At 74.8% G+C, this 22,928-nt stretch carries 25 protein-coding genes; 16 read left to right on the top strand and 9 right to left on the bottom strand.

Features of this window, described 5'->3' with window-relative positions:
- Position 1 precedes the first annotated feature (1 nt).
- From ACFCZN_RS14550 to ACFCZN_RS14570, 5 genes are all read right to left on the bottom strand, one after another.
- The gene (locus ACFCZN_RS14550; RefSeq protein ID WP_430557204.1) at positions 2–811 is read right to left on the bottom strand and encodes a S1C family serine protease; all 810 of its coding nucleotides are present in this window, start codon (positions 809–811) and stop codon (positions 2–4) included.
- On the bottom strand, positions 808–1,389 hold the full coding sequence (locus ACFCZN_RS14555) for a hypothetical protein (protein WP_429762150.1): 582 nt from the start codon (positions 1,387–1,389) through the stop codon (positions 808–810). Before ACFCZN_RS14555 ends, ACFCZN_RS14550 begins: the two co-directional genes overlap by 4 nt.
- Before the next feature lies 1 nt (position 1,390).
- Complete coding sequence (locus tag ACFCZN_RS14560; protein WP_429762149.1) at positions 1,391–1,777, bottom strand: DUF1844 domain-containing protein; 387 nt, start codon at positions 1,775–1,777, stop codon at positions 1,391–1,393.
- 123 nt (positions 1,778–1,900) lie between these two features.
- The gene (locus ACFCZN_RS14565; RefSeq protein WP_430557205.1) at positions 1,901–3,418 is read right to left on the bottom strand and encodes a catalase; all 1,518 of its coding nucleotides are present in this window, start codon (positions 3,416–3,418) and stop codon (positions 1,901–1,903) included.
- 32 nt (positions 3,419–3,450) lie between these two features.
- Complete coding sequence (locus tag ACFCZN_RS14570) at positions 3,451–3,918, bottom strand: Fur family transcriptional regulator (RefSeq protein WP_430557206.1); 468 nt, start codon at positions 3,916–3,918, stop codon at positions 3,451–3,453.
- Between the two features lie 305 nt (positions 3,919–4,223).
- Between ACFCZN_RS14570 and infC the strand changes: the two genes are divergently transcribed.
- From infC to ACFCZN_RS14610, 8 genes are all read left to right on the top strand, one after another.
- The gene (infC, locus tag ACFCZN_RS14575) at positions 4,224–5,309 is read left to right on the top strand and encodes a translation initiation factor IF-3 (RefSeq protein WP_430557207.1); all 1,086 of its coding nucleotides are present in this window, start codon (positions 4,224–4,226) and stop codon (positions 5,307–5,309) included.
- 104 nt (positions 5,310–5,413) lie between these two features.
- The gene (gene rpmI / locus ACFCZN_RS14580) at positions 5,414–5,608 is read left to right on the top strand and encodes a 50S ribosomal protein L35 (protein WP_079576291.1); all 195 of its coding nucleotides are present in this window, start codon (positions 5,414–5,416) and stop codon (positions 5,606–5,608) included.
- A gap of 90 nt (positions 5,609–5,698) precedes the next feature.
- The gene (gene rplT / locus ACFCZN_RS14585) at positions 5,699–6,082 is read left to right on the top strand and encodes a 50S ribosomal protein L20 (RefSeq protein ID WP_079576292.1); all 384 of its coding nucleotides are present in this window, start codon (positions 5,699–5,701) and stop codon (positions 6,080–6,082) included.
- Positions 6,083–6,138: 56 nt separating this feature from the next.
- On the top strand, positions 6,139–6,996 hold the full coding sequence (locus tag ACFCZN_RS14590) for a TrmH family RNA methyltransferase (RefSeq protein ID WP_430557208.1): 858 nt from the start codon (positions 6,139–6,141) through the stop codon (positions 6,994–6,996).
- 51 nt (positions 6,997–7,047) lie between these two features.
- The gene (locus ACFCZN_RS14595) at positions 7,048–7,719 is read left to right on the top strand and encodes a 2'-5' RNA ligase family protein (RefSeq protein WP_430557209.1); all 672 of its coding nucleotides are present in this window, start codon (positions 7,048–7,050) and stop codon (positions 7,717–7,719) included.
- A gap of 174 nt (positions 7,720–7,893) precedes the next feature.
- A complete protein-coding gene (gene pheS / locus ACFCZN_RS14600; protein ID WP_429762144.1) occupies positions 7,894–8,982 on the top strand; it encodes a phenylalanine--tRNA ligase subunit alpha in 1,089 nt (362 codons plus the stop codon).
- Positions 8,982–11,594: a phenylalanine--tRNA ligase subunit beta gene (gene pheT / locus ACFCZN_RS14605; protein ID WP_430557210.1), complete on the top strand. Its 2,613-nt coding sequence runs from the start codon at positions 8,982–8,984 to the stop codon at positions 11,592–11,594. Before pheS ends, pheT begins: the two co-directional genes overlap by 1 nt.
- The gene (locus ACFCZN_RS14610; RefSeq protein ID WP_430557211.1) at positions 11,587–12,459 is read left to right on the top strand and encodes an SDR family NAD(P)-dependent oxidoreductase; all 873 of its coding nucleotides are present in this window, start codon (positions 11,587–11,589) and stop codon (positions 12,457–12,459) included. The genes pheT and ACFCZN_RS14610 overlap by 8 nt, the downstream gene beginning before the upstream one ends.
- Positions 12,460–12,492: 33 nt before the next feature.
- On the opposite strand, the gene ACFCZN_RS14615 is transcribed toward ACFCZN_RS14610, so the two are convergent.
- Positions 12,493–13,278, bottom strand: a complete 786-nt coding sequence (locus tag ACFCZN_RS14615) for an LLM class F420-dependent oxidoreductase (RefSeq protein WP_429762141.1) — start codon at positions 13,276–13,278, stop codon at positions 12,493–12,495.
- 34 nt (positions 13,279–13,312) lie between these two features.
- Positions 13,313–14,104, bottom strand: coding sequence for a methyltransferase domain-containing protein (locus tag ACFCZN_RS14620; protein ID WP_430557212.1), 792 nt, complete (start codon positions 14,102–14,104; stop codon positions 13,313–13,315).
- A 76-nt stretch (positions 14,105–14,180) separates the two neighbouring features.
- On the opposite strand from ACFCZN_RS14620, the gene ACFCZN_RS14625 reads away from it, so the two are divergent.
- The gene (locus ACFCZN_RS14625; RefSeq protein ID WP_430557213.1) at positions 14,181–14,627 is read left to right on the top strand and encodes a VOC family protein; all 447 of its coding nucleotides are present in this window, start codon (positions 14,181–14,183) and stop codon (positions 14,625–14,627) included.
- A gap of 39 nt (positions 14,628–14,666) precedes the next feature.
- Here ACFCZN_RS14625 and ACFCZN_RS14630 read toward each other — a convergent pair whose 3' ends face one another.
- Together ACFCZN_RS14630 and ACFCZN_RS14635 are read right to left on the bottom strand one after the other, a co-directional pair.
- Positions 14,667–15,650 (bottom strand): quinone oxidoreductase family protein, encoded by a 984-nt coding sequence (locus ACFCZN_RS14630; RefSeq protein WP_429762139.1) that lies wholly within the window; start codon positions 15,648–15,650, stop codon positions 14,667–14,669.
- A gap of 10 nt (positions 15,651–15,660) precedes the next feature.
- Positions 15,661–16,278, bottom strand: a complete 618-nt coding sequence (locus tag ACFCZN_RS14635; protein ID WP_430557214.1) for a DUF1684 domain-containing protein — start codon at positions 16,276–16,278, stop codon at positions 15,661–15,663.
- Positions 16,279–16,381: 103 nt separating this feature from the next.
- Here ACFCZN_RS14635 and ACFCZN_RS14640 point away from each other — a divergent pair, with 103 nt between their 5' ends.
- The 7 genes from ACFCZN_RS14640 to ACFCZN_RS14670 all read left to right on the top strand — a co-directional run bounded on the left by ACFCZN_RS14640 (position 16,382) and on the right by ACFCZN_RS14670 (position 22,927).
- A complete protein-coding gene (locus ACFCZN_RS14640; protein WP_430557215.1) occupies positions 16,382–16,900 on the top strand; it encodes a GNAT family N-acetyltransferase in 519 nt (172 codons plus the stop codon).
- Positions 16,901–16,965: 65 nt separating this feature from the next.
- A complete protein-coding gene (argC, locus tag ACFCZN_RS14645; protein ID WP_430557216.1) occupies positions 16,966–18,054 on the top strand; it encodes an N-acetyl-gamma-glutamyl-phosphate reductase in 1,089 nt (362 codons plus the stop codon).
- A complete protein-coding gene (gene argJ / locus ACFCZN_RS14650) occupies positions 18,051–19,232 on the top strand; it encodes a bifunctional glutamate N-acetyltransferase/amino-acid acetyltransferase ArgJ (protein ID WP_430557217.1) in 1,182 nt (393 codons plus the stop codon). The genes argC and argJ overlap by 4 nt, the downstream gene beginning before the upstream one ends.
- Complete coding sequence (gene argB, locus ACFCZN_RS14655; RefSeq protein WP_430557218.1) at positions 19,229–20,170, top strand: acetylglutamate kinase; 942 nt, start codon at positions 19,229–19,231, stop codon at positions 20,168–20,170. The genes argJ and argB overlap by 4 nt, the downstream gene beginning before the upstream one ends.
- Positions 20,167–21,456, top strand: coding sequence for an acetylornithine transaminase (locus ACFCZN_RS14660; RefSeq protein ID WP_430557219.1), 1,290 nt, complete (start codon positions 20,167–20,169; stop codon positions 21,454–21,456). The genes argB and ACFCZN_RS14660 overlap by 4 nt, the downstream gene beginning before the upstream one ends.
- Entirely contained in the window at positions 21,456–22,388 is a 933-nt protein-coding gene (argF, locus tag ACFCZN_RS14665; protein ID WP_429762132.1) for an ornithine carbamoyltransferase, read from the top strand. Before ACFCZN_RS14660 ends, argF begins: the two co-directional genes overlap by 1 nt.
- A complete protein-coding gene (locus ACFCZN_RS14670; RefSeq protein ID WP_429762131.1) occupies positions 22,385–22,927 on the top strand; it encodes an arginine repressor in 543 nt (180 codons plus the stop codon). Before argF ends, ACFCZN_RS14670 begins: the two co-directional genes overlap by 4 nt.
- Position 22,928 lies beyond the last annotated feature (1 nt).

A 22,928-nucleotide genomic window follows, 5' to 3' on the forward strand; every position in this document is an offset into this window, starting at 1 on the left:
CCTAGCGCGTCGGCGTCGCGGCGGGGCCGCCGTCGGAAGGATGCCCGGACGGCTGGGCGCATGGCGGCAGCGCTCGGAACCCGTCGGCGTCGTCCAGCAGCCGCTCCAGGGTCGACAGCGGCACGAGCAGCGAGCGGCCGTCGGAGGTCTTCGCGTACACGACGCCGATCACCCGGCCCTGCTCGTCGAGCGCCGCCGACCCCGACGAGCCCGGCTCGACCGGGGCGTCGGTGAGCAGCACCTCGCCGAGGTTCTCGTGGAGCGGGTCGGTGGTCGGTCCGATGACCTCGCCGGCGGTGATCGTCAGCTCGCCTCCCTCGGGGTAGCCGACCACCGAGACGGCGTCACCGGGCCGCGGGTCGGCGTCCGCGAGCGTGGGATGGCTGGGCAGCGGATCCGTGGTGCGCACCAGGGCGAGATCGGCCAGCGCCGCGCTGCCCGCGGCGGAGACCTCGAGGTCGCGCCCGTCGTAGGTGCTGACCTCCAGCGACTCCGAGTCGGCCACGACGTGCCGGTTGGTGACGAGCGTGTGCTCGTCGACGGCGAACCCCGACCCGGTCGACAGCCCGTCGCAGCCCACGTTCCGGATGCGCACGGCCATGCGCTGCACGGCGTCGAAGCCGTCGGGGGACAGGCCCTCCGCGCCGTCGGGCGCGAGCGACGCGGGAGCCGACGGCGCGACGCGCGTGGGGACGACGTCGTCCGGCACCGCGGGCGGCAGCGAGGGAAGCGCCCCGCAGCCGGCGAGCGTCGCGGCGAGGAGGAGGGCCGGCGCCGGGCGCAGGCCCCGCGAGCGGCCCGGTCGGGTCACGGCTCGAGCTCCTGCTCGAGCTGGTCGTTCGCCTTCGAGGCCTGCCGGCACAGGGTCTCGACGTCCGAGGCGAACCGGTCGAGGTCCTTCGCGTCGTAGGAGCCGCGGTCCTCGAGGTACGTGATGAGCTGCGACTGGGCGTCGACGCAGTCGCCGAGCGCCGTGGTCACGACGCCGGCCGCCTCGCTCACGCGCCGCTGGTAGTCGAGGTACTGCTGCGAGGCGACGTTCTCGTCGCCGAGCTGGGCCTTCTCGTTGGCGAGGTCGGTGATGCGAGCCGTCGCGGTGGCGAGCTGCTCGCGGGCCGCGACGAGCTCGGCGTCGGTGGCGTCGAGCTCGGCGTCGAGGGACGCCACCCGGTCGGCGTACCCCCGCGCCTCGTCCTCCCAGGCCGCGCTGTGCGCCTGCCAGCGCGCGGTGGTCACCCACAGGTACGCGCCGATGCCGAGCGCCCCGGCGAGCAGCACGGCCAGGACGACCACGGCCGTGCGGCGGCCGCGGCGACGGGCGGGTGCGCCGGCCTCCGGCGGGGGCGGCGGGCGGTCCGGGGGCGGCGGCCAGGCGGACGGGGCGGACATCTCAGACGACGGAGCCCGTGAACTTCTCGCCCGGGCCCTCGCCGGGCGCGTCCGGCACGACCGACGCCTCGCGGAACGCGAGCTGCAGGGACTTCAGCCCGTCGCGCAGCGAGCGCGCGTGCTGGTTGCCGATGTCGGGGGCGCTCGCGGTGACGAGCGCGGCCAGCGCGGTGATCAGCTTGCGGGCCTCGTCGAGGTCCAGGTGCCCCTGGGCGTCGGCGTCCTCCGCCAGGCCGCACTTCACGGCGGCGGCGCTCATGAGGTGCACGGCCGCGGCGGTGATGACCTCGACCGCGGCGACGTCGGCGATGTCACGGGTGGCGTCGTCGGCCGCGGAGGGGCTCGTGGTCGTGGTAGCGGGGGACGAGGCGTCGGGCGAGGTGCTCATGGGGTCCATCTTCGCATCGGGCGGGACCGCGACGGCCCCGCGGGGACGGCCGAGGCCGGGCCCCGCGGAGGGCCCGGCCTCGGTGTGCGGGCGACGGCGGAGGGCCCGCCGTCGCCCGCCCTGTCAGATCCCGACGGGCTCGACGTCCGGGCCCGAGCCGGCGGCGGCCGGCGAGGGCACGTGACCCGCGGACACCTCGGCACGGAGCTTGGCGCCGAGCTCGGCGTCCACGTTCGTCCAGTACTGGAAGAACCGCTCGCGGATCTCGTCGATCGTGATGGCGAGGCCCTGGCCCGTGAGGGTCTCGAGGAAGCGCGCCTTGGCGCCGTCGTCGAAGACCTCGCGGTACAGCGTGCCCGCCTGGCCGAAGTCGTCGTCCTCGGCGTGCAGGGTCTGCGCGGCGCGCACGAGCTCGCCGTCCGACTCCCACGAGGACTCGACGCCGCGCGCCGGGTCGGCCACGGGGCCGCCCTGGGTGCCGAACGAGTTCGGCGTGTAGACGCGGTGCTCGGGGCCGTTGAACTGGTACTGCATGTTGCCCTGGTGCATGTAGTTCGCGACCGGGGCGGCGTGCGGCTGGTTCACCGGCAGCTGGTTGTAGTTGGTGCCGATGCGGTAGCGCTGCGCGTCCGGGTAGGAGAAGACGCGGGCCATGAGCATCTTGTCGGGCGAGATGCCGGTACCCGGCACCTGGTTGCCCGGCGAGAACGCTGCCTGCTCGATCTCCGCGAAGAAGTTCTTCGGGTTCCGGTTCAGCGTGAACGTGCCGACCTTGATCAGCGGGTAGTCCGCGTGCGGCCAGACCTTGGTCATGTCGAACGGGTTGAAGCGGTAGGTCTTGGCGTCCTCGTAGGGCATGACCTGCACCTTGACGTCCCACGAGGGGTGCTCGCCGCGCTCGATGGCCTCGTACAGGTCGCGGCGGTAGTAGTCCGCGTCCTCACCGGCGATCCGCTCGGCGTCCTCGGACGACATGTGCTCCACGCCCTGCCGGGAGATGAAGTGGTACTGCACCCAGAAGCGCTCGCCCTCGGCGTTGACCCACTGGTACGTGTGCGAGCCGTAGCCGTTGAGGTGGCGCCACGACTTCGACAGGCCGCGGTCGCCCATGACGTAGGTGACCTGGTGGGCCGACTCGGGGGAGAGGGTCCAGAAGTCCCACTGCATGTCGGCGTCGCGCAGGCCGGAGGCGCCGAGGCGCTTCTGGGAGTGGATGAAGTCCGGGAACTTCATCGCGTCGCGCAGGAAGAAGACCGGGGTGTTGTTGCCGACGATGTCGAGGTTGCCCTCGGTCGTGTAGAAGCGCAGCGAGAAGCCGCGCACGTCGCGCCAGGTGTCGGGGGAGCCCTGCTCGCCCGCGACGGACGAGAAGCGCAGCAGCGTCTCGCTCTTCGCGCCCTTCTGGAAGACGGCCGCGCGGGTGTACTGCGAGACGTCCTCCGTGACGACGAGCTCGCCGAACGCGCCGCCGCCCTTGGCGTGCGGGTTGCGCTCCGGCACGCGCTCGCGGTTGAAGGAGGCGAGCTTCTCGACCAGGTAGCGGTCGTGGAGGACGGTGGGCCCGTCCGCACCCAGCGTGAGGGACTGCGCGTCGCTCGCGACCGGGGTGCCGGTCTGCGTCGTCGTGAACGGCGTCGTCATGTGATGACGTCCTTTCTCAGGGGGGTTCCGGTTCAGAAGGTCGTGCCGGGGCCGGCCACCGGGACGGGGTCGGCGGCGGAACCCTCGGCACAGTCGGGGCACAGGCCCCAGAACGTGACCTCGGCGAGGTCGACGGCGAACCCGTGGGACGCGCTCGGCGTCAGGCAGGGCGCGTGCCCCACGGTGCAGTCGACGTCGGCGACGGCACCGCACGAGCGGCACACCACGTGGTGGTGGTTGTCGCCCGTGCGCCGCTCGTAGCGCGCGGGGTGCCCGGCCGGCTCCATGCGACGCAGGAGGCCGGACGAGGTGAGCGCGTGCAGGCAGTCGTAGACGGCCTGCACGGACACCGAGCCGAGGTCGGCCCGCACCGCGCGCACGACGTCGTCCGCGGTGGCGTGCTGGTGCTCGGAGAGCGCGCGCAGGACGGCGAGCCGGGTACCGGTGACGCGCAGGCCCCGCTCCCTCAGCAACGTCTCGTCCGTGCTCGCCGTGGTCATGGCCGCGACCCTGCCACACTTTCTGGAACGATTCCAGTAAAGGTCGCGACGTGGGCGGTCGAGACGCTCGCCACACCGGCCGGCCCGGCGGCGATCCCGTGCTAGCCTTGACAGCTGACCGACCTGGGTCCGTCAGCACGTCGCTCCACGGAGCGGCCGCGGGGCCCAGGTGCATCAAGTGGATCTCATCCCACCCGAGCACCGACCGAGCGCCCCCGGGCGCCGACAGGGGCCGGGTCCCGGTCGGACGCCTCTCGTGGGCGTCCGCCTCGGTCGTCGGAGCGCTCGCGCCCCGGCGTCGGTAGATGGCCTCCACCTGTGCTCAGGTCGGGGGCCTTTCCCGTCCCTGGCGGTCTACCGACGAGTTTAGGAGCATCACCATCAGCGAGCCTCGCATCAACGATCGGATCCGCGTCCCCGAGGTCCGACTCATCGGCCCGGGCGGGGAGCAGGTCGGCGTGGTCGCCACGGGAGTCGCCCTGAAGCTTGCCCAGGACGCCGACCTCGACCTCGTCGAGGTGGCCCCGGACGCCCGTCCGCCCGTCGCCAAGCTCATGGACTACGGCAAGTTCAAGTACGAGTCGGACATGAAGGCGCGCGAGGCGCGGCGCAACCAGGCGAACACGGTCCTCAAGGAGATCCGGTTCCGCCTGAAGATCGACCCGCACGACTACGGCACCAAGAAGGGCCACGTCGTCCGCTTCCTGGAGGCCGGCGACAAGGTCAAGGTCATGATCATGTTCCGCGGTCGTGAGCAGTCGCGCCCCGAGATGGGCGTGCGTCTGCTGCAGCGGCTCGCGGAGGACGTCTCGGACCTCGGCTTCGTCGAGTCGATGCCGAAGCAGGACGGCCGCAACATGACCATGGTGCTCGGCCCGGTGAAGAAGAAGGCCGACGCCAAGGTCGAGCAGCGCAAGCGGTCCAGCGAGATCAACGCGCAGCGCAAGACCAAGTCCGAGGTCAAGGCCGAGGCCCGCGCCCAGGCCGCGCCGGCGCAGCCGACGCCGGAGCCCGAGCCGACCGAGCCCGAGGTCGAGGCGCAGGAGGCTCCGGCCCCCGAGGCCGCGCAGCCGGCGCCCGCCCCGCGCGCCGAGACGAAGCCTGCCGAGACCAAGCCTGCCGAGACCAAGCCTGCCGAGACGAAGCCTGCCGCAGCGCCGGCCGCCGCGTCGAAGCCCGCGACGTCGAAGCCCGCGACGTCGAAGCCCGCGACGTCGAAGCCTGCGGCCGCGTCGAAGCCTGCCTCCGCGCCGGCCAAGCCGGCTGCGGCCCCGAAGCCTGCGACCCCGGCGAAGCCCGCCGCGGCGACGCCGAAGCCCGCGACGCCGAAGCCCGCCACCCCGCGGCCGCCGGCGCCGCGTCCGAAGCCGAGCCCCCGCGCAGGTCGCTGAGGCCGCACCGCAACGTCCATCTGGCACCGGGCCGCTCGCCGGCCCCGGTCCGCACCACGTCCCCGCCACCCGGCGGGTGACCGACACGAGGAGAGACGGCAGTCATGCCGAAGAACAAGACGCACTCCGGCGCCAAGAAGCGCTTCCGGGTCACCGGCAGCGGCAAGATCATGCGGGAGCAGACGAACGCTCGCCACTACCTCGAGCACAAGTCCAGCCGCCGCACGCGTCGTCTGGCCCAGGACCAGGTGGTCTCGGCCGCCGACGTCAAGACCATCAAGAAGCTGCTCGGCAAGTGACGCCCTCGGCGGTCCGCTGATTCCGGTGACACCACCGGGACCCACGACCGCCGGGTCCACTTCCGGCCCCGACACTGCAAGGAGCATCACGTGGCACGCGTGAAGCGGGCGGTCAACGCCCACAAGAAGCGCCGTACGACCCTCGAGCGCGCCAGCGGCTACCGCGGCCAGCGTTCGCGCCTGTACCGGAAGGCGAAGGAGCAGGTCACCCACTCCCTCGTCTACTCGTACCGCGACCGCAAGGCGAAGAAGGGCGACTTCCGCAAGCTGTGGATCCAGCGCATCAACGCTGCGTCCCGCGCGCAGGGTCTGACCTACAACCGCCTCATCCAGGGCCTCAAGGCTGCTGGTGTCGAGGTCGACCGCCGCATGCTCGCCGAGCTCGCGGTCAACGACGTGGCGGCGTTCAACGCGCTCGTCCAGGTCGCCAAGGACGCGCTGCCGGCCGACGTCAACGCGCCGAAGGCCGCCTGAGCCACCCCGCTCAGCACCCCGGACGCCCGGACACCCCCGACCTGTCGATGCCGCGCATGATCCCAGGCATCCCCGACGTGACGCTCGCGAACCCGCGGGCGGACCGGGTCAAGCAGGTCAGGGCGCTGTCCGGGCGTCCTGCGCGTTCCCGGCACGGACAGTTCCTCGTCGAGGGGCCCCAGGGCGTGCGTGAGGCCGTGCGCCACGCGGCCGCCGGCGTCCGGGACGTCTACCTCACGCCCGCCGCCGCGGAGCGCTACGCCGAGATCGTCGACGCGGCGCGCGGCGCCGGGCTGCACCTGCACGTCGGCACGGCCGAGGTGCTCGAGGCGATGAGCCCGGACGCGCAGGGCGTGCTCGCGGTGGTGCGCACCACCGCCCTACGCCTCGACGACGCCCTGGCCGGCGTCACCTCGCGGCCGCTGCTCGTCGCGGTGCTCGCGAACGTCCGCGACCCCGGCAACGCCGGCACGGTGATCCGCGCGGCCGATGCAGCGGGCGCGGACCTCGTGGTCCTCGCCGGCGAGAGCGTGGACGTCCACAACCCCAAGGTGGTGCGCTCCACCGCCGGCTCTCTCTTCCACCTGCCCGTGGTCACGGGCCTGCCCCTGGCCGACGCCGTCGCCGTCGTCCGCGCCGCGGGCTGCGTCGTCCTCGCCGCCGACGGCACGGGCGAGCACGACCTCGACGACCTGCTCGACGTGGCAGGCGACCCGGCCGTCGACGCCGGGCAGCCGGACCTGGCGGGCTCGACCGCATGGGTCTTCGGCAACGAGGCGTGGGGCCTGCCCGAGGCCGACCGCGCGCTGGCGGACGCCGTCGTGCGCGTGCCGATCCGCGGCCGCGCGGAGTCGCTCAACCTGGCCACCGCCGCCACGGTGTGTCTTTACGCGAGCGGGCGCGCGCAGCGCTGACGCCTCACGCCGCCCGGGGCGGGCCGCAGCGGGGCGTGGCACGATGCGCGGATGCGCCTGTTCACGGCCGTGTACCCCTCCGCCGACGCCGGCGACCACCTGGAGCTCGCCCTCGCCGGGGTGAGCGGCGCGGCCCTCGCAGACCCGGGCCGCGGCCTGCGCTGGGTGGCGCCGGAGCAGCGCCACGTCACCCTCGCCTTCCACGGCGAGGTGCCGGACGGTGCCGTGCCGGACTACGTCGAGGCGCTGGGGATCGCCCTGGCCGACGTGCCGCCGTTCGCGCTGGCCCTGAGCGGCGGCGGCACCTTCGGCGGGCGGACGCTCTGGGTCGGTGTGACCGGGTCGGTCGACGACCTGCGGCGCGCCGGCGAGCTCGCGCAGGACGCCGCCGTCGGCGTGGCGGGCCTGCCCGCCTCCGACCGCACGTCGGGACGGCCGCACCTCACGGTCGCGCGCGCGACCCTGCGGGCCGTGGACGGTCGGCGGAGGGTCGACGGCGCCCGCGGCGGGACGCGCGGCCCGCGCGGACGCGAGCCGGAGGCGTCGCCCCTGGTGCCCTGGGCGCGGGCGCTGGCCGTGTACCGCGGCCCGTCGTGGGAGGTCGGCGCCGTGCACGTCGTCGCGTCCCGGCTCGGCGAGGGACGGTCGGGAGGCCCGCTGCACGAGGACGTCGCCGTGATCCCCCTGGCGGACCGGGACGGGACGGGACGGCCCGTGCCATGATGGGTGCGTGACACGCCGCGACCGCCGATTTACCGGGCCCGCCACGGACCCGGCCCCGGTGACGCCCGCGCGCTGAGCGCGGTACCGCGGACGCCGACCTGACCGGCCCGGGCGGGCACATAAACTGACCCCGCCGCCCACACCCCTCGCGGGGCCCCTCTCAGGAAGGCACGCATGTCCACGCCCGCACCCACCCCAGAACCCGGCATCGAACGGCAGAGCCCCGACCCGCTGGACGTCGCGGCGCTCGACTCCGCCGTCGACGAGGCCCTCGCCGCGGTCGCCGCCGCGCGCGACCTCGACGAGCTGAAGACGGTCCGCACCGCGCAGACCGGGGACAAGAGCCCGCTCGCGCTCGCCAACCGTGCCATCGGGGCACTGCCGGGGCCGGACAAGGCCGCCGCCGGCAAGAACGTCGGCCCGCGCCGCGGACGCGTGAACCAGGCGATCGCCGCGCGCCAGGCCGAGCTCGAGGCCGAGCGCGACGAACGCGTCCTCGTCGAGGAGACGGTCGACGTCACGCTGCCGACCGACCGCCGTCCCGTCGGGGCGCGGCACCCGATCGAGCTGGTGCAGGAGCGCATCGCCGACTTCTTCGTGGGCCTCGGCTGGGAGATCGCCGACGGCCCCGAGGTCGAGGCGGAGTGGTTCAACTTCGACGCGCTGAACTTCGACCCGGACCACCCCGCGCGGCAGATGCAGGACACGTTCTACGTGTCCGGCGAGGGGGACAAGCCGTCCAACCTCGTGCTGCGCACGCACACGTCGCCGGTGCAGTCGCGCTCGATGCTGGAGCGGGGCGTGCCGCTGTACATCGCGTGCCCGGGCAAGGTGTTCCGCACCGACGCGCTGGACGCCACGCACACGCCCGTCTTCCACCAGGTCGAGGGCCTGGCGGTCGACAAGGGCCTGACGATGGCGAACCTCGTGGGCACCCTCGACGCGTTCGCGCGCGCCATGTTCGGCCCTGAGGCGCGCACGCGGCTGCGCCCGAGCTTCTTCCCGTTCACGGAGCCCAGCGCCGAGATGGACCTGTGGTTCCCGCAGAAGAAGGGCGGCGCCGGCTGGATCGAGTGGGGCGGCTGCGGCATGGTCAACCCGAACGTGCTGCGCGCGGCCGGGATCGACCCCGAGGAGTACCAGGGCTTCGCGTTCGGGATGGGCATCGAGCGGACGGCGATGCTGCGCCACTCGATCGCGGACATGCACGACATCGTGGAGGGCGACGTGCGCTTCTCCACCCAGTTCGGGACGGAGATCTGATGCCCCGCATCGTCACTGACTGGCTCGGCGAGCACGTCGAGCTGCCGGCGGACCTCACCACGGAGCAGCTCGCGGCGGCGCTGGTGAGGGTCGGCCTGGAGGAGGAGGAGATCCACCCCGCCGCGGTCACCGGCCCGCTCGTCGTCGGGCGCGTGCTCGCGCAGACCCCCGAGCCGCAGAAGAACGGCAAGACCGTCAACTGGGTCCTGGTCGACGTCGGCCCCGAGCACAACGCGACACAGATCAAGGGCGTCGACGACGCCGACGTCCCCGCGGGCGGCGCTCGCGGCGTCATCTGCGGCGCGCACAACTTCGGCGTGGGGGACTACGTCGTCGTGTCGCTGCCGGGCACCGTGCTGCCCGGCGGCTTCGCCATCGCGGCGCGCAAGACCTACGGCCACGTCTCCGACGGCATGATCTGCTCGGTGCGCGAGCTCGGCATCGGGGACGACCACGACGGCATCCTCGTGCTCACGCGCGCGGGCTTCGACGCCGCCGACCTCACGCCCGGCCAGGACGCGATCGCCCTGCTCGGCCTCGGCGACGAGGTGCTCGAGATCAACGTGACCCCGGACCGCGGGTACGCGTTCAGCTACCGCGGCGTGGCGCGCGAGTACGCCCACTCCACGGGCGCGCGGTTCACCGACCGCGGGCTGCCGCAGAACCTCGTCACGCCCCCGCCCGCCCCGACGGCCGACGGGTTCGTCGTCGAGGTCGACGATTCGGCGCCGATCCACGGGCAGGTCGGCTGCGACCGGTTCGTCACGCGCGTCGTGCGCGGCATCGACCCCGCCGCGCCCACCCCGCCGTGGATGAAGCGCCGCCTCGAGGGCTCGGGCATGCGGTCCATCTCCCTGGCCGTCGACGTCACCAACTACGTGATGCTCGACCTGGGCCAGCCGCTGCACGCCTACGACCTCGACAAGGTCGCGGCGCCGATCGTCGTCCGCCGTGCGGCTCCCGGCGAGCGCCTCACGACGCTCGACGACGCCGACCGCGCGCTCGACGCCGAGGACCTGCTCATCACCGACTCGCCCGCGGGCGAGCGCGGCGCTCGCGTGCTCGGTCTGGCCGGCGTCATGGGCGGTGCGTCGTCGGAGGTGAGCCCCACGACGACGGACGTCCTCGTCGAGGCGGCCCACTTCGACCCGATCACCGTGGCCCGCACGGCGCGGCGGCACCGGCTGCCGTCCGAGGCCGCCAAGCGGTTCGAGCGCGGCGTGGACCCGCGCCTGCCGGCCGTCGCGGCGCAGCGCGTGGTCGACCTGCTCGTGGAGCTCGGCGGCGGCACCGCGGACGCCGCGGTGAGCGACCTCGACACCACGACCGCCGCCAAGCCGGTGCGCCTGGACGTCACCCTGCCGACGCGCCTGTCGGGCGTGGAGTACGACCGCGCCACCGTGGTCGGCATCCTCGAGCAGATCGGCTGCACCGTGACGGACGCCGTCGCCGGGGCGAGCGTGGACGCGGTCCGCGTGACGCCGCCGTCGTGGCGCCCCGACCTCACCGAGCCGGCCGCGCTGGTCGAGGAGGTCGTGCGGATCGCGGGCTACGACCAGATCCCGTCCGTGCTCCCGGCCGCCCCGGGCGGTCGCGGCCTCACGCCCGAGCAGCGGGCTCGCCGGTCGGTGGCGCGCGCGCTCGCGGAGGCGGGCCTCGTCGAGGTGCTCTCCTACCCGTTCGTCGGCGAGGCGGACCTCGACGCGCTCGGCCTGCCCGACGAGGACGTGCGCCGTACCACGCTGCGCCTGGCCAACCCGCTGGCCGACGACCGGCCGTTCCTGCGCGCCGACCTGCTCTCGACACTGCTCGAGACCGCGCGGCGGAACGTCTCGCGCGGGCTGCCCGACGTGGCGGTCTTCGAGATCGGCCTGGTCACGCGGCCGACGCCGGGCACCTCGGCGCCGCCGCAGCTGCCGGTCGGCGTGCGGCCGTCCGACGACGACCTGGCGGCGCTCGTCTCCGCCGTCCCGGACCAGCCGAGGCACGTCGCGGGCGTGCTCACCGGCCGGGCGGTGCCTGCCGGCTGGTGGGGCGACGGCCGCGCGGCCGACTGGACGGACGCCCTCGACGCCGCCCGCCTCGTCGCGGAGCGGGCGGGAGCGGAGGTCGCGGTCCGGGCCGACTCCGGCACGATGCCGTGGCACCCCGGGCGCTGCGCGGCGCTGGCGCTGGCCGACGGCGCCGTCGTCGGGCACGCGGGCGAGCTGCACCCGAAGGTGGTCGAGGCCCTGGGCCTGCCTGCCCGGGCGGTGGCGTTCGAGCTCGACCTCGGCGCGCTGATCGCCGCCGGCGGGGGCGTGCCGGTCGTGGCCGAGCCGGTGTCGGCGTTCCCCGCGGCGAAGGAGGACTTCGCGTTCGTCGTCGACGCGGACGTGACCGCCGACGCCGTGCACGCCGCCGTCGTCGCGGGCGCGGGCCCGCTGCTGGAGGACGCGCGACTCTTCGACGTGTTCACCGGCGAGCAGGTGGGCGAGGGCAAGAAGTCGCTCGCCTACTCGGTGCGGCTGCGCGCCGCCGACCGCACGCTGACCGCCGACGACGTGCGCGCCGTCCGCGAGGGGGTCGTCGCCGCGGCGACCGAGCGCGTGGGGGCTGTGCTGCGTGGCTGAGTCGGCACCGCCGGCCGGGCCCGTCGTGCCCCCGCCCGCCCGGACCGCGCTGATCACGGGCGCGAGCCGCGGCATCGGCCGCGCGGTGGCGCTCGGGCTGGCGCGGGCCGGGTTGGACGTCGCTCTCGTCGCTCGGGACGCCGCCCGCATGGCCGAGGTCGCGCGCGAGGTGCGCGACCTCGGCCGGACGGCCCTCGAGCTGCCCGCGGACGTCGCCGACGCCGCGGCGGTGGCAGCGGCCGTGCGGGTCGCGGAGGGGTCCCCGGCCGACGGCGGGCTGGGCTCCGTGGACCTGCTGGTCAACAGCGCCGGCCGCATCGACGCCGAGGTGCCGCTGTGGGAGGCAGACCCCGACGAGTGGTGGTCGGTGCTCGAGACGAACGTGCGCGGGCCGTTCCTGCTCGCCCGGCACGTGGTGCCGGGGATGCTGGCGCGCGGCGGCGGGCGGGTCGTCGACCTCAACAGCGGTGCCGGCTCGCACGACAACGCCGACGCGACCGCCTACAACGCGAGCAAGACCGCGCTGATGCGTCTCGGCGCCGGGCTGCACGCCGCCGGCCACGACCGTGGCCTGCGCGTGCTGGAGGTCGCCCCCGGCGTCGTGCGCACGGACATGACGGGGTCGATGCGCGCCCACGAGGGGCGGACGGAGTGGACGCCCGTCGAGCGGACCGTCGACCTGGTGACGGCGTTCGCGCGCGGCGACCTCGACGCCTGCTCCGGCTGGTTCGTCCGCGCCTCGCACGACACCCCAGAGTCGCTGGTCCGGCTGGCCCGTGCGGCCACGGCGCCCGCCGCACGGCGGCTGCGCGTGCAGCCGGCCGCGGACGACGACCCGCTGGCCGAGGTGCTCACCGGGCGCTGACCCTGGCACCCCGGCCGGGAGCGGATGGGCAGGTCAGCGGCGCTCGTCGCGCCAGCGGACCCACTGCTCGACGAGGGACAGGTCGTAGTCGGGCCCGCTCGTGCCGATCGTGAACAGGGTGGCGCCCGCGTCGAGCAGCTTCTGCCCGACCTCCTCCGGCGGGGCGCCCACGCCGACCGAGCGCTCCACGAGCGCGGCGGTGTCGCGCCCGACGGCCTCTCCGTGCTCGTCGAGGATCGCGGACTTGCGCGTCAGGGTGTCGACATCGCCGAAGGAGTGCCAGACGTCGGCGTGCTCCGCCACGAGGCGCAGCGTCTTCTTCTCGCCCCCGCCGCCGATCAGGATCGGGATCTCGCGCGTCGGTGCGGGGTTGCCGGCCGCGAGCCGCGCCTTGATGCGGGGGAGCGCCTCGCCCAGGTCGGCGATGCGCGAGCCTGCCGTGCCGAACTCGTACCCGAACTGCTCGTAGTCCTTGGCGAACCAGCCCGCTCCGACACCGAGGATCAGCCGGCCTCCGCTGATGTGGTCGACCGTGCGGGCCATGTCGGCGAGGAGCTCGGGGTTGCGGTAGGAGTTGCACGAGACGAGCGCGCCGATCTGCACGCGCTCGGTCTGCTCGGCCCAGGCGCCGAGCATCGTCCAGCACTCGAAGTGCTTGCCGTCGGGGTCGCCCGAGAGCGGGAAGAAGTGGTCCCAGTTGAAGATCACGTCGACGCCGGCGTCCTCGGCGCGCCGGACGGCGTCGCGCACCTGGGCGTAGTCGGCGTGCTGCGGCTGGAGCTGGACCCCGATGCGGATCGGGTGGATGGTGTCGGTCACGGCGCGAGCCTACGACCGTCCGTGCCCGCCGCCGTCAGGTCGTTCGCGTGGCGACCGCGAACACGCGGCGGAACGCCAGGGGGGTGCCGAACGGGCGCCGCGGATAGGCCGCGCGGAGCTCCGCCCCGAACTCGGCGTCGAACCGCGCGCGCAGGGCCGTGCCGTGCGCGGCGTCGTGGGCGTCGAGGGCGTGCAGCACCGGCTGGGCGCCCGTGGCCGAGATCCAGCGCAGCACGGGGTCCGCGCCGTCGAGCACGTGCGTGTAGGTGGTCTCCCAGGTGTCGACCGACCAGCCGGGCGCGGCGAGGATCTCGAGGTACTCCGCGGGGTCGGCGACAGCGCGGCGCTCCACGGTCCCGACGGCGGCGGAGTAGGGCTCGCGGCCCGCCACCTCGCGCAGCAGCCGGTGGCTGGGGGCGTCGTGGTTGCCGGGCACGGAGAACGCGAACGTCTGCAGGGCCGTCGCGGCGAGCGCGGGGAGCAGCTCGCGGTGGCCGGGCACCCACTGCAGGGTGGCGTTGCTGATCACCAGGTCGGCCTCGGGGTCGGGGCCGCGGCCGGCGGCGTGGTCGCGCACGTCGGCGAGCTCGTACCGCCCCGAGGGGTCGGCGGCCCGGGCGCGCTCGATCATGGCGGGAGAGGCGTCGAGGCCGACGAACGAGGCGCCCGGCCACCGCTCGCGCAGCACGGGGGTGAGGTGGCCGGGACCGCAGCCGAGGTCGACGATGCTCGCCGGGTCGCGCACGACGCGTGCGACGAGCTCGCCGAAGGGGCGCGACCGCTCGTCGGTGTAGCGCAGGTAGGCGGAGGGGGACCAGTCGGCCATGACAAATCCTCTCGATATCAAGTCTCTTGACATCAAGAGATTAGCGCGCGCTCTCTCGCCGCGCCACGCTGGGGTCATGGACACCGGTGAGGACGCCGAGACCACCCCCGCGCCGCCCGGTCGTGGCGACCGGACCCCCGCGACGGTCGTGCCGTACCTCGCGGTGCGCGGCGCGGCGGGCGCCATCGACTACTACCGCCGGGCCTTCGGCGCGCAAGAGCGGTTCCGGATCGAGGACGACGGCGTCGTCGGGCACGCGGAGCTCGCGATCGGCGGCGCGACGATCTACCTGTCCGACGAGTGGGAGCAGCTGCGCGTGCACAGCCCCACGACGCTCGGCGGGTGGTCGGTGTCGCTGGCGATCGAGGTCGAGGACGTCGACGCCTTCGTCGCGCACCTCGTCGGCGGCGGGGCCCGGCTGGAGCGGGGCGTCGACGACGGGCCCGAGGAGGGCTGGCGCAGCGCCTGGGTCGTGGATCCCTACGGGCACCGCTGGCACGTCTCGAGCCCGACGGCGGGGTGACCGCGCACCGTCCGGGAGGCGCCGCTCAGGGGACCTCGCTCAGGGGACCAGGAGGACCTTGCCCGTCGTGGCCCGTCCCTCCAGGGCACGGTGCGCCTGCGCCGCGTCGGCGAGCGGGAGCCGCTCGCCGATCCGGACGTCCAGGTCTCCCTCGGCGGCCGCCCCGAGCACCTCCGACGCCCGCCACTCGAGCTCGGCCCGGGTGAGGACGTAGTGCGCCAGGGTCGGCCGGGTGAGGTAGAGCGACCCGCCGGAGTTCAGCCGCTGCGGGTCGAACGGCGGCACCTGGCCGGACGCCCCGCCGAACAGCACGAGCGTGCCGCGCGGCCGCAGCGACGCGAGCGACGCGTCGAACGTGGCGCGTCCCACGCCGTCGTACACGACGTGCACGCCGCGGCCGTCGGTGAGGTCGCGCACGACGGCGGGCAGCTCGGTCGCGAGGTCGTCCATCGCCGCGTAGTCGACGGTGTGCGCCGCGCCGGCCGCCGACGACAGGGCCGCCTTCTCGGGCGAGGACACCGTGGTGACGACGCGCCCGCCGCGCGCGACCGCGAGCTGGGTGGCGAGCAGGCCGACGCCGCCGGCCCCGGCGGTGAGGAGGACGTCGTGGCCCGGCCCGACCTCGAAGGTCGACGCGACGAGGTAGTGCGCCGTCATCCCCTGCAGCGGCAGGGCGGCGGCCGTGACGAGATCGAGGCCCGCGGGGACGCGCACGGCGTTCGCGGCGGGGACGACGGCGAGCTCGGCGTACGACCCCGGCGCCTCGTTCCAGGCCACCTCGTCGCCGACGGCGAAGCCCTCCACGCCCTCGCCGAGGGCCTCGACCGTCCCGGCCCCCTCGACGCCCACGACGTGCGGGTAGCTCATCGGGTAGACGCCCGCCCGGCGGTAGGTGTCGATGAAGTTGACCCCCGCCGCCGCGACGCGGACGAGCAGCTCGCCCGCGCCGGGCGCGGGGTCGGGCTGCTCGACGTACTCCAGGACCTCGGGACCACCCGCCGCGCGGGCCACGACTGCGTGCATGCGTCCGAGCCTACGCAGCCGGGGGCGCGTCCAGCCTCTCGCCCGCGCGGACCGGCACGTCGACGCGGTTGCCCGCCGGGGCGAGCGGGCAGGTCCACGCCGGGTCGTAGCGGCACGACGGGTGGTAGGCGAGATTGAGGTCCACCACGACGAGGCCGTCGTGCCCGCCGAGGTCGGCGCCCTTCGCCGTGTCGAGCAGGTACCGCCCGCCGCCGTAGGTCTCGTCCCCGGCGGTGCCGTCGCGCAGAGGGACGAACAGGCCGCCGCCGTACTGCGCGAGCCACCAGGCGTCGAGCGTCCCCACGCCGGGCAGCTCGAGCACCCCGACGCGCTCCATCGTCGTCGTGCCGTCCGCGCCCGTGTCGAGCTCCAGCCGCGCCGCCGGCGCCGGGCGCAGCGGCACCTCGAAGCGCAGGGCGGCGTCGTACGGCCAGGACGGGAGCCCGGTCGCCCGCAGCGGGTCGTCCGCCGGCAGCGGGCTCTGCGGGTGGTCGCGGAAGAGCGCGTCGCGACCCGCCCGCCACGTCGCGTGCCCGCTCGCGGGGTCGGGCGCGGCACGGACCGCGGCGTACAGCTCGGCGACGCGCCGCCGCCAGTTTGCGAGCTCGACGGCGGTGCCCGGCGTCACCGGAGGGCTCCCGCGTCGAGCGCAACGGTGGGCATGGCGGTGGGCATGGCGGTGGGCACAGCGGTGGGGAGGGAGGTCACAGCCTCGACCCTATGCTTCGCCTGTGACCCGAGACACCCGCGCACCGTTCACGATCCGTCCTGCGACCGAGGACGACTGGCCCGCCCTGTGGCCGACCGTCGAGGCGGTGGTGCGTGAGGGCGAGACGTACGTCTACCCGGTGGACCTCACGAGCGAGCAGGCGCGGGAGATCTGGATGGAGCGCGCCCCGGGCGCGACGGTCGTCGCGGAGGCTGCGGACGGCACGCTGCTGGGCACGGCCAAGATGGGGCCGAACCGGCCGGGCCACGGCGACCACGTGGGCACGGCGTCGTTCATGGTGTCGCCCGCCGCGCGCGGGCTCGGGGTGGGCCGGGCGCTCGGCGAGCACGTCGTCGCCTGGCACCGCGAGCAAGGCTTCCGCGGCATCCAGTTCAACGCGGTGGTGGAGTCGAACGAGGTCGCGGTGCGCCTGTGGCGGGCGCTCGGTTTCGAGGTGGTCGGCACCGTGCCGGGCGCCTTCCGCAGCCCGGCGCACGGCTACGTGGGTCTGCACGTCATGTACCTGCCGCTCGTCGCCTGACCCGCGGCGCCCGGGGCGCGAGAAGCAGGTTCCGGCGCACTGCATAGGTATGTATAGTTCTGCATATGGTCAGCACTGAGTCGCGCACGTTCCGTGTCGCCGTCGCCGGTGCCTCCGGGTACGCCGGGGGCGAGTTCCTGCGCCTCGCGGCGCGTCACCCCGCGCTGGAGGTCGGGACGCTCACGGCGCACACGAACGCCGGCGCGCGGCTCGGCGCAACGCAGCCGCACCTGCGTTCCCTCGCGGACAGGGTGCTCGAGCCGACCACGCCCGAGGCGCTCGCGGGCCACGACGTCGTCGTGCTCGGCCTGCCGCACGGCGCGTCCGGCGAGATCGCCGCGCAGCTGCCCGACGACGTGCTCGTGCTCGACCTCGGCGCCGACCACCGCCTCGCGTCCGCCGCCGACTGGGAGAAGTTCTACGGCTCGGCCCACGCGGGCACCTGGCCCTACGGTCTGCCCGAGCTGCTCCACGCCGACGGCGCGGGGGCGGTCACCGGCGCGCAGCGCGACCACCTGGCGGGCGCCCGCCGGATCGCGGTGCCCGGCTGCAACGTCACGGCCGTCACGCTCGGCCTGCAGCCCGGCGTCGCCGCCGGCCTCGTGAGCCCGGCCGACGTCGTCGCGGTCCTCGCCAACGGGTACTCGGGCGCCGGCAAGTCGCTCAAGCCGCACCTGCTCGCCGCCGAGGGCCTGGGCTCCGCCGTGCCGTACGCGGTGGGCGGCACGCACCGGCACATCCCCGAGATCGTCCAGAACCTGCGCACCGCCGGGGCGCCGGAGGTGTCGATCAGCTTCACCCCGACGCTCGTGCCGATGTCGCGCGGCATCCTCGCCACCGTCACGGCCCGCCTCGCGCCGGGCCACGAGGACGCCACGGCCGCCGGCGTCCGCGCCGCCTGGGCCGCGGCCTACGCGGACGAGCCGTTCGTCGAGCTCCTCCCGGAGGGCCAGTGGCCGACGACGGCCGCCACCCTCGGCGCCAACACGGCCCTCGTGCAGGTCGCGCTCGACGCCGCCGCCGGGCGCGTGGTGACCGTCACCGCCATCGACAACCTGGTCAAGGGCACCGCCGGCCAGGCGGTCCAGGCCATGAACCTCGCCCTCGGCCTGCCGGAGACGGCCGGCCTCGTCACCGAAGGAGTCGCACCGTGAGCGTGACCGCAGCGAAGGGGTTCCGGGCCGCCGGGATCACGGCCGGCCTCAAGGCCTCCGGCACCCCCGACCTCGCCCTGGTCGTCAACGACGGCCCGCAGCACGCGGCCGCCGCCGTCTTCACCACCAACCGTGTGGTCGGCGCGCCGGTGATGTGGTCGCGCCAGGCGATCAAGGACGGGGTCGCCCGCGCCGTCGTGCTGAACTCGGGTGCCGCGAACGTGTGCACCGGCCCGGGCGGGTTCCAGGACTCGCACGCCACGGCGGAGAAGGTCGCCGAGGTGCTCGGGATCGGCGCGATCGACGTCCTCGTGGCCTCGACCGGCCTCATCGGCGTGCGGCTCGCGGCCGAGAAGCTGCTCGCCGGGATCCCGGTCGCGGCGGAGGCGCTGGGACCGGACGAGGCGTCGGGCACGAGCGCGGCCACGGCCATCATGACGACGGACTCCGTCCCGAAGACCGCGGTGCGCACGATCGAGACGCCGTCCGGCACCGTGACGGTGGGCGGGATGGCCAAGGGCGCGGGCATGCTCGCTCCCGCGCTCGCCACGATGCTCTGCGTCATCACGACCGACGCCCTCGTGGACGCCGGGGCCACGGACGCGGCGCTGCGCGCCGCGACCCGCACGACGTTCGACCGCGTCGACTCCGACGGCTGCATGTCGACCTCCGACACCGTGGTGCTCATGGCGTCGGGCGCGTCCGGCGCGACGCCGGACGACGCCGCGTTCGCCGAGGCCGTGGCCGCCGTCTGCGCCGACCTCGCGCGCCAGCTCGTGGCCGACGCGGAGGGCGCGTCCCACGACATCGCCATCACGGTCACGCACGCGACGACCGAGGACGCCGGGCTGGCCGTGGCCCGGGCCGTGAGCCGGTCCAACCTGGTCAAGGCCGCGATCTTCGGCAACGACCCCAACTGGGGCCGCATCCTCTCGCAGGTCGGCACGGTCCCCGAGGAGGTCGCGCCGTTCGACCCGCTGGAGCTCGACGTCAGCGTCAACGGCGTCATGGTGTGCAAGGCGGGCGGGGCGCACGAGTCGCCGGAGAACGTCGACCTCGCCGCGTCGCGTGACGTGTCGATCACGATCGACCTGCACGCCGGCGACGCCGAGATCACGCTGTGGACCAACGACCTCACCCACGCGTACGTCCACGAGAACAGCGCGTACAGCTCATGAGCAGCGACGTCGTGAACGGGCTCGCGCCCGAGCAGAAGGCCGAGGTGCTCCTCGAGGCGCTCCCGTGGCTCCAGGAGTTCGCGGGCGCGCTCGTGGTCGTCAAGTACGGCGGCAACGCGATGATCGACGACCGGCTCAAGGCCGCGTTCGCCCAGGACATGGTGTTCCTGCGCCAGGTGGGGCTGCGCCCCGTCGTGGTGCACGGCGGAGGCCCGCAGATCAACGCCATGCTGGAGCGCCTGGACATCCACAGCGAGTTCCGCGGCGGCCTGCGGGTCACCACGCCCGAGGCGATGGACGTGGTGCGCATGGTGCTCACCGGCCAGGTCTCGCGCGAGCTCGTCGGCCTCATCAACGCGCACGGCCCGCACGCCGTCGGCATGTCGGGGGAGGACGCCGGGCTGTTCCGCGCCGCCCGCCGGCACGCCGTCGTCGACGGCGAGCCGGTCGACGTCGGCCTCGTGGGCGACGTCGTCCAGGTGGACGCCGGGGCCGTGCAGGACCTGCTCGACGCCGGCCGCATCCCGGTCGTGTCGACCGTCGCGCCCGACGTCGACGACCCGACCCAGGTGCTCAACATCAACGCCGACACGGCGGCGTCGGCGCTCGCGGTGGCGCTCGGCGCGAGCAAGCTCATCATGCTCACCGACGTCGAGGGCCTGTACACGTCGTGGCCCGACAAGGACTCCCTCGTCGAGGAGATCTCCGCGCCGGACCTCGCCGCCCTCCTGCCGAGCCTGACGTCCGGCATGGTGCCCAAGATGGAGGCGTGCCTGCGCGCCGTCCAGGGCGGCGTGCCGCGCGCGACCGTGATCGACGGCCGCCAGCCGCACTCGGTGCTCCTGGAGGTCTTCACCACCCGCGGCAACGGCACCATGGTCGTGCCCGCCCCGGCGACCATGACCGGTACCACCGGAAGCAAGGAGGCAGGCGCGTGAGCGACACCCTGCAGTCGGTGAGCGGCGGCGCCCTCGCCGACGCCTCGAACGCCGCCTGGACCGATCGCTACACCCACGCGGTGATGGACACCTTCGGCCCGCCCCAGCGTGTGCTGGTGCGCGGCGAGGGTGCCTACGTGTGGGACGCCGACGGGCGGCGCTACCTCGACCTGCTCGCCGGGATCGCGGTGAACGCGCTCGGCCACGCCCACCCCACGCTGACGGCGGCGATCAGCGCGCAGCTCGGCACCCTCGGGCACGTGTCGAACTTCTTCGCGACGCCCACCCAGATCGGCCTGGCCGAGCGGCTGCTGCACCTCGCGGGCGCCCCCGAGGGCTCGCGGGTGTTCTTCACCAACTCGGGCACCGAGGCGGTGGAGGCGGCGTTCAAGATGGCGCGCCGCAACGCCGGCGACGACGGCGCCCGCACCCGCGTCCTGGCCCTGGAGGGCGGCTTCCACGGCCGCTCGATGGGCGCGCTCGCCCTCACGGCGAAGGCCGCGTACCGCCAGCCGTTCGAGCCGCTGCCCGGCGGCGTCGAGCACGTGCCGTTCGGCGACACCGCCGCCCTCGACGAGGCGTTGTCGCCGGAGGCGGTCGCGGAGCGCGGCGGCGTCGCGGCGCTCGTCGTGGAGCCGCTGCAGGGCGAGGCCGGTGTGCGGCCGCTGCCCGCGGGCTACCTGGCGCACGCCCGCCGGCTCACCGCCGAGGCGGGCGCGTTGCTCGTGCTCGACGAGGTCCAGACGGGCGTCGGGCGCACGGGCTCCTGGTTCGCCTTCCAGCAGCCGGAGATCGGCGGCGGCGTCGTGCCCGACGTCGTCACCGTGGCCAAGGGCCTGGGCGGCGGCTTCCCCGTGGGCGCCGCGATCGCGTTCGGCGAGCGCGCCGCGACCCTGCTCGGCCGCGGCCAGCACGGCACCACGTTCGGCGGCAACCCCGTCGCTGCGGCCGCCGGCCTCGCGACGCTCGGCGTCATCGAGCGCGACGGCCTGCTCGAGAACGTGCGCCGCGTCGGCGCCGTCCTCACCTCCGAGATCGAGGCCGCGGGCAACCCGCTCGTCGCCGGAGTGCGCGGGCGGGGGCTCCTGCTCGCCGTCCAGCTCGCGCGGCCCGTCGCGGCCGACGTCGCGGCGGCCGCGCTGGAGGCCGGCCTCGTCGTCAACGCCGTCGCCCCGGACGCGATCCGCCTCGCGCCGCCGCTGATCCTCACGGCCGACCAGGCGCGCGACGTCGCCCGGTTCTTCGCCACCGTCACCGTCCCCGCCTCTGCCGACAGGGAGTCCTGATGCCCCGCCACTTCCTCCGCGACGACGACCTCACGCCGGACGAGCAGCGGGAGGTCCTCGAGCTCGGCATGGCGTTCCGGGAGGACCGGTTCGTGCGCGCGCCGCTCGCGGGCCCGCAGGGCGTCGCCGTGCTGTTCGACAAGCCGACGCTGCGCACCCAGGTCTCGTTCTCGACGGGCGTCGCCGAGCTCGGCGGCTTCCCCGTGATCGTGGACGGCCGGCTCGCCCAGGTGGGCGTGCGCGAGTCCGTCGCCGACGTCACCCGCGTGCTCGACCGCCAGGTGTCCGCCATCGTGTGGCGCACGTTCGGCCAGGACCGGATCGACGAGATGGCCGCGGTCTCGCGCGTCCCCGTGGTCAACGCCCTCACGGACGGCTTCCACCCGTGCCAGATCCTCGCCGACCTGCTCACGGTCGCCCAGCACCGCGGCGGCATCTCCGCCCTGGCCGGTCAGCGGCTGGCCTACGTGGGCGACGCCGGTAACAACATGGCCGCGTCGTACCTGCTCGGCGGGGTCACCGCCGGCCTGCACGTCGCGGTCGCCGGGCCGGAGGGCTACCTGCCGCCCGAGGACGTCGTCGCCCGCGCCCAGGAGATCGCCGCCACGACCGGGGGCTCGGTGTCCGTCACGACCGACGCCCGGGCCGCCGTCGCCGGGGCCGACGTCGTCGCCGCGGACACCTGGGTCTCGATGGGCGACGAGGACGAGGCCGCCGAGCGGCTCGCCGCCCTGGACGCCTACCGCGTGGACGACGCGCTCCTGTCCGGCGCGGCCGACGACGCGATCTTCCTGCACTGCCTGCCCGCCTACCGCGGCAAGGAGGTCACGGCGTCCGTGATCGACGGCCCCGCGTCCGTCGTCTGGGACGAGGCGGAGAACCGCCTGCACGCCCAGAAGGCCCTGCTCACCTGGCTCCTGGAGCACCGGTGAGCGCCGTCGAGGGCGCGTCGGCGGGCCAGGCCGCAGGGCCGACGACGAAGGCCGCGCGCCACGCGCGGATCGTCGAGATCGTGCGGCGCACGGCGATCCACTCGCAGGCCGAGCTGGCCCGCGAGCTCGCCGACGCGGGCGTCAGCGTCACGCAGGGCACCCTGTCGCGCGACCTCATCGAGCTGCGCGCGGAGAAGGTGCGCAACGCGGCGGGGGCGCTCGTCTACGCCGTGCCCGGCGAGGGTGGCGACCGCAGCGTGCAGGCCGCGGGCGTGGGGGATCACGACGTCGAGTACGTCGCCGCGCGCCTCGCCCGGCTCTGCAACGACCTGCTCGTGTCGGCGGAGGCGTCCGCCAACCTCGTGGTGCTGCGCACGCCCCCCGGCGCGGCCAACTACCTCGCGTCCGCGATCGACCACTCGGTCTTCCCGGGCGTCCTCGGCTCCATCGCGGGCGACGACACGATCCTCGTGATCGCGCGCGACCCGCTCGGCGGCGACGAGCTGGCCCGCCGCTTCCTCGAGCTGACCGGTCCCTGAC

It is taken from the genome of Isoptericola sp. NPDC056134 (genome assembly GCF_042264825.1).
Lineage (GTDB): Bacteria > Actinomycetota > Actinomycetes > Actinomycetales > Cellulomonadaceae > Isoptericola > Isoptericola nanjingensis.

Coding starts and splice junctions, on each gene's coding strand:
- ACFCZN_RS14620 (WP_430557212.1), bottom strand. CDS start 14,104: ATGGCCGACTGGTCCCCCTCCGCCTACCTGCGCTACACCGACGAGCGG.
- ACFCZN_RS14555 (WP_429762150.1), bottom strand. CDS start 1,389: ATGTCCGCCCCGTCCGCCTGGCCGCCGCCCCCGGACCGCCCGCCGCCC.
- ACFCZN_RS14625 (WP_430557213.1), top strand. CDS start 14,181: ATGGACACCGGTGAGGACGCCGAGACCACCCCCGCGCCGCCCGGTCGT.
- ACFCZN_RS14590 (WP_430557208.1), top strand. CDS start 6,139: ATGATCCCAGGCATCCCCGACGTGACGCTCGCGAACCCGCGGGCGGAC.
- ACFCZN_RS14595 (WP_430557209.1), top strand. CDS start 7,048: ATGCGCCTGTTCACGGCCGTGTACCCCTCCGCCGACGCCGGCGACCAC.
- pheS (WP_429762144.1), top strand. CDS start 7,894: ATGTCCACGCCCGCACCCACCCCAGAACCCGGCATCGAACGGCAGAGC.
- infC (WP_430557207.1), top strand. CDS start 4,224: ATGGCCTCCACCTGTGCTCAGGTCGGGGGCCTTTCCCGTCCCTGGCGG.
- pheT (WP_430557210.1), top strand. CDS start 8,982: ATGCCCCGCATCGTCACTGACTGGCTCGGCGAGCACGTCGAGCTGCCG.
- argF (WP_429762132.1), top strand. CDS start 21,456: ATGCCCCGCCACTTCCTCCGCGACGACGACCTCACGCCGGACGAGCAG.
- rpmI (WP_079576291.1), top strand. CDS start 5,414: ATGCCGAAGAACAAGACGCACTCCGGCGCCAAGAAGCGCTTCCGGGTC.
- argB (WP_430557218.1), top strand. CDS start 19,229: ATGAGCAGCGACGTCGTGAACGGGCTCGCGCCCGAGCAGAAGGCCGAG.
- ACFCZN_RS14570 (WP_430557206.1), bottom strand. CDS start 3,918: ATGACCACGGCGAGCACGGACGAGACGTTGCTGAGGGAGCGGGGCCTG.
- ACFCZN_RS14565 (WP_430557205.1), bottom strand. CDS start 3,418: ATGACGACGCCGTTCACGACGACGCAGACCGGCACCCCGGTCGCGAGC.
- ACFCZN_RS14630 (WP_429762139.1), bottom strand. CDS start 15,650: ATGCACGCAGTCGTGGCCCGCGCGGCGGGTGGTCCCGAGGTCCTGGAG.
- argC (WP_430557216.1), top strand. CDS start 16,966: ATGGTCAGCACTGAGTCGCGCACGTTCCGTGTCGCCGTCGCCGGTGCC.
- ACFCZN_RS14560 (WP_429762149.1), bottom strand. CDS start 1,777: ATGAGCACCTCGCCCGACGCCTCGTCCCCCGCTACCACGACCACGAGC.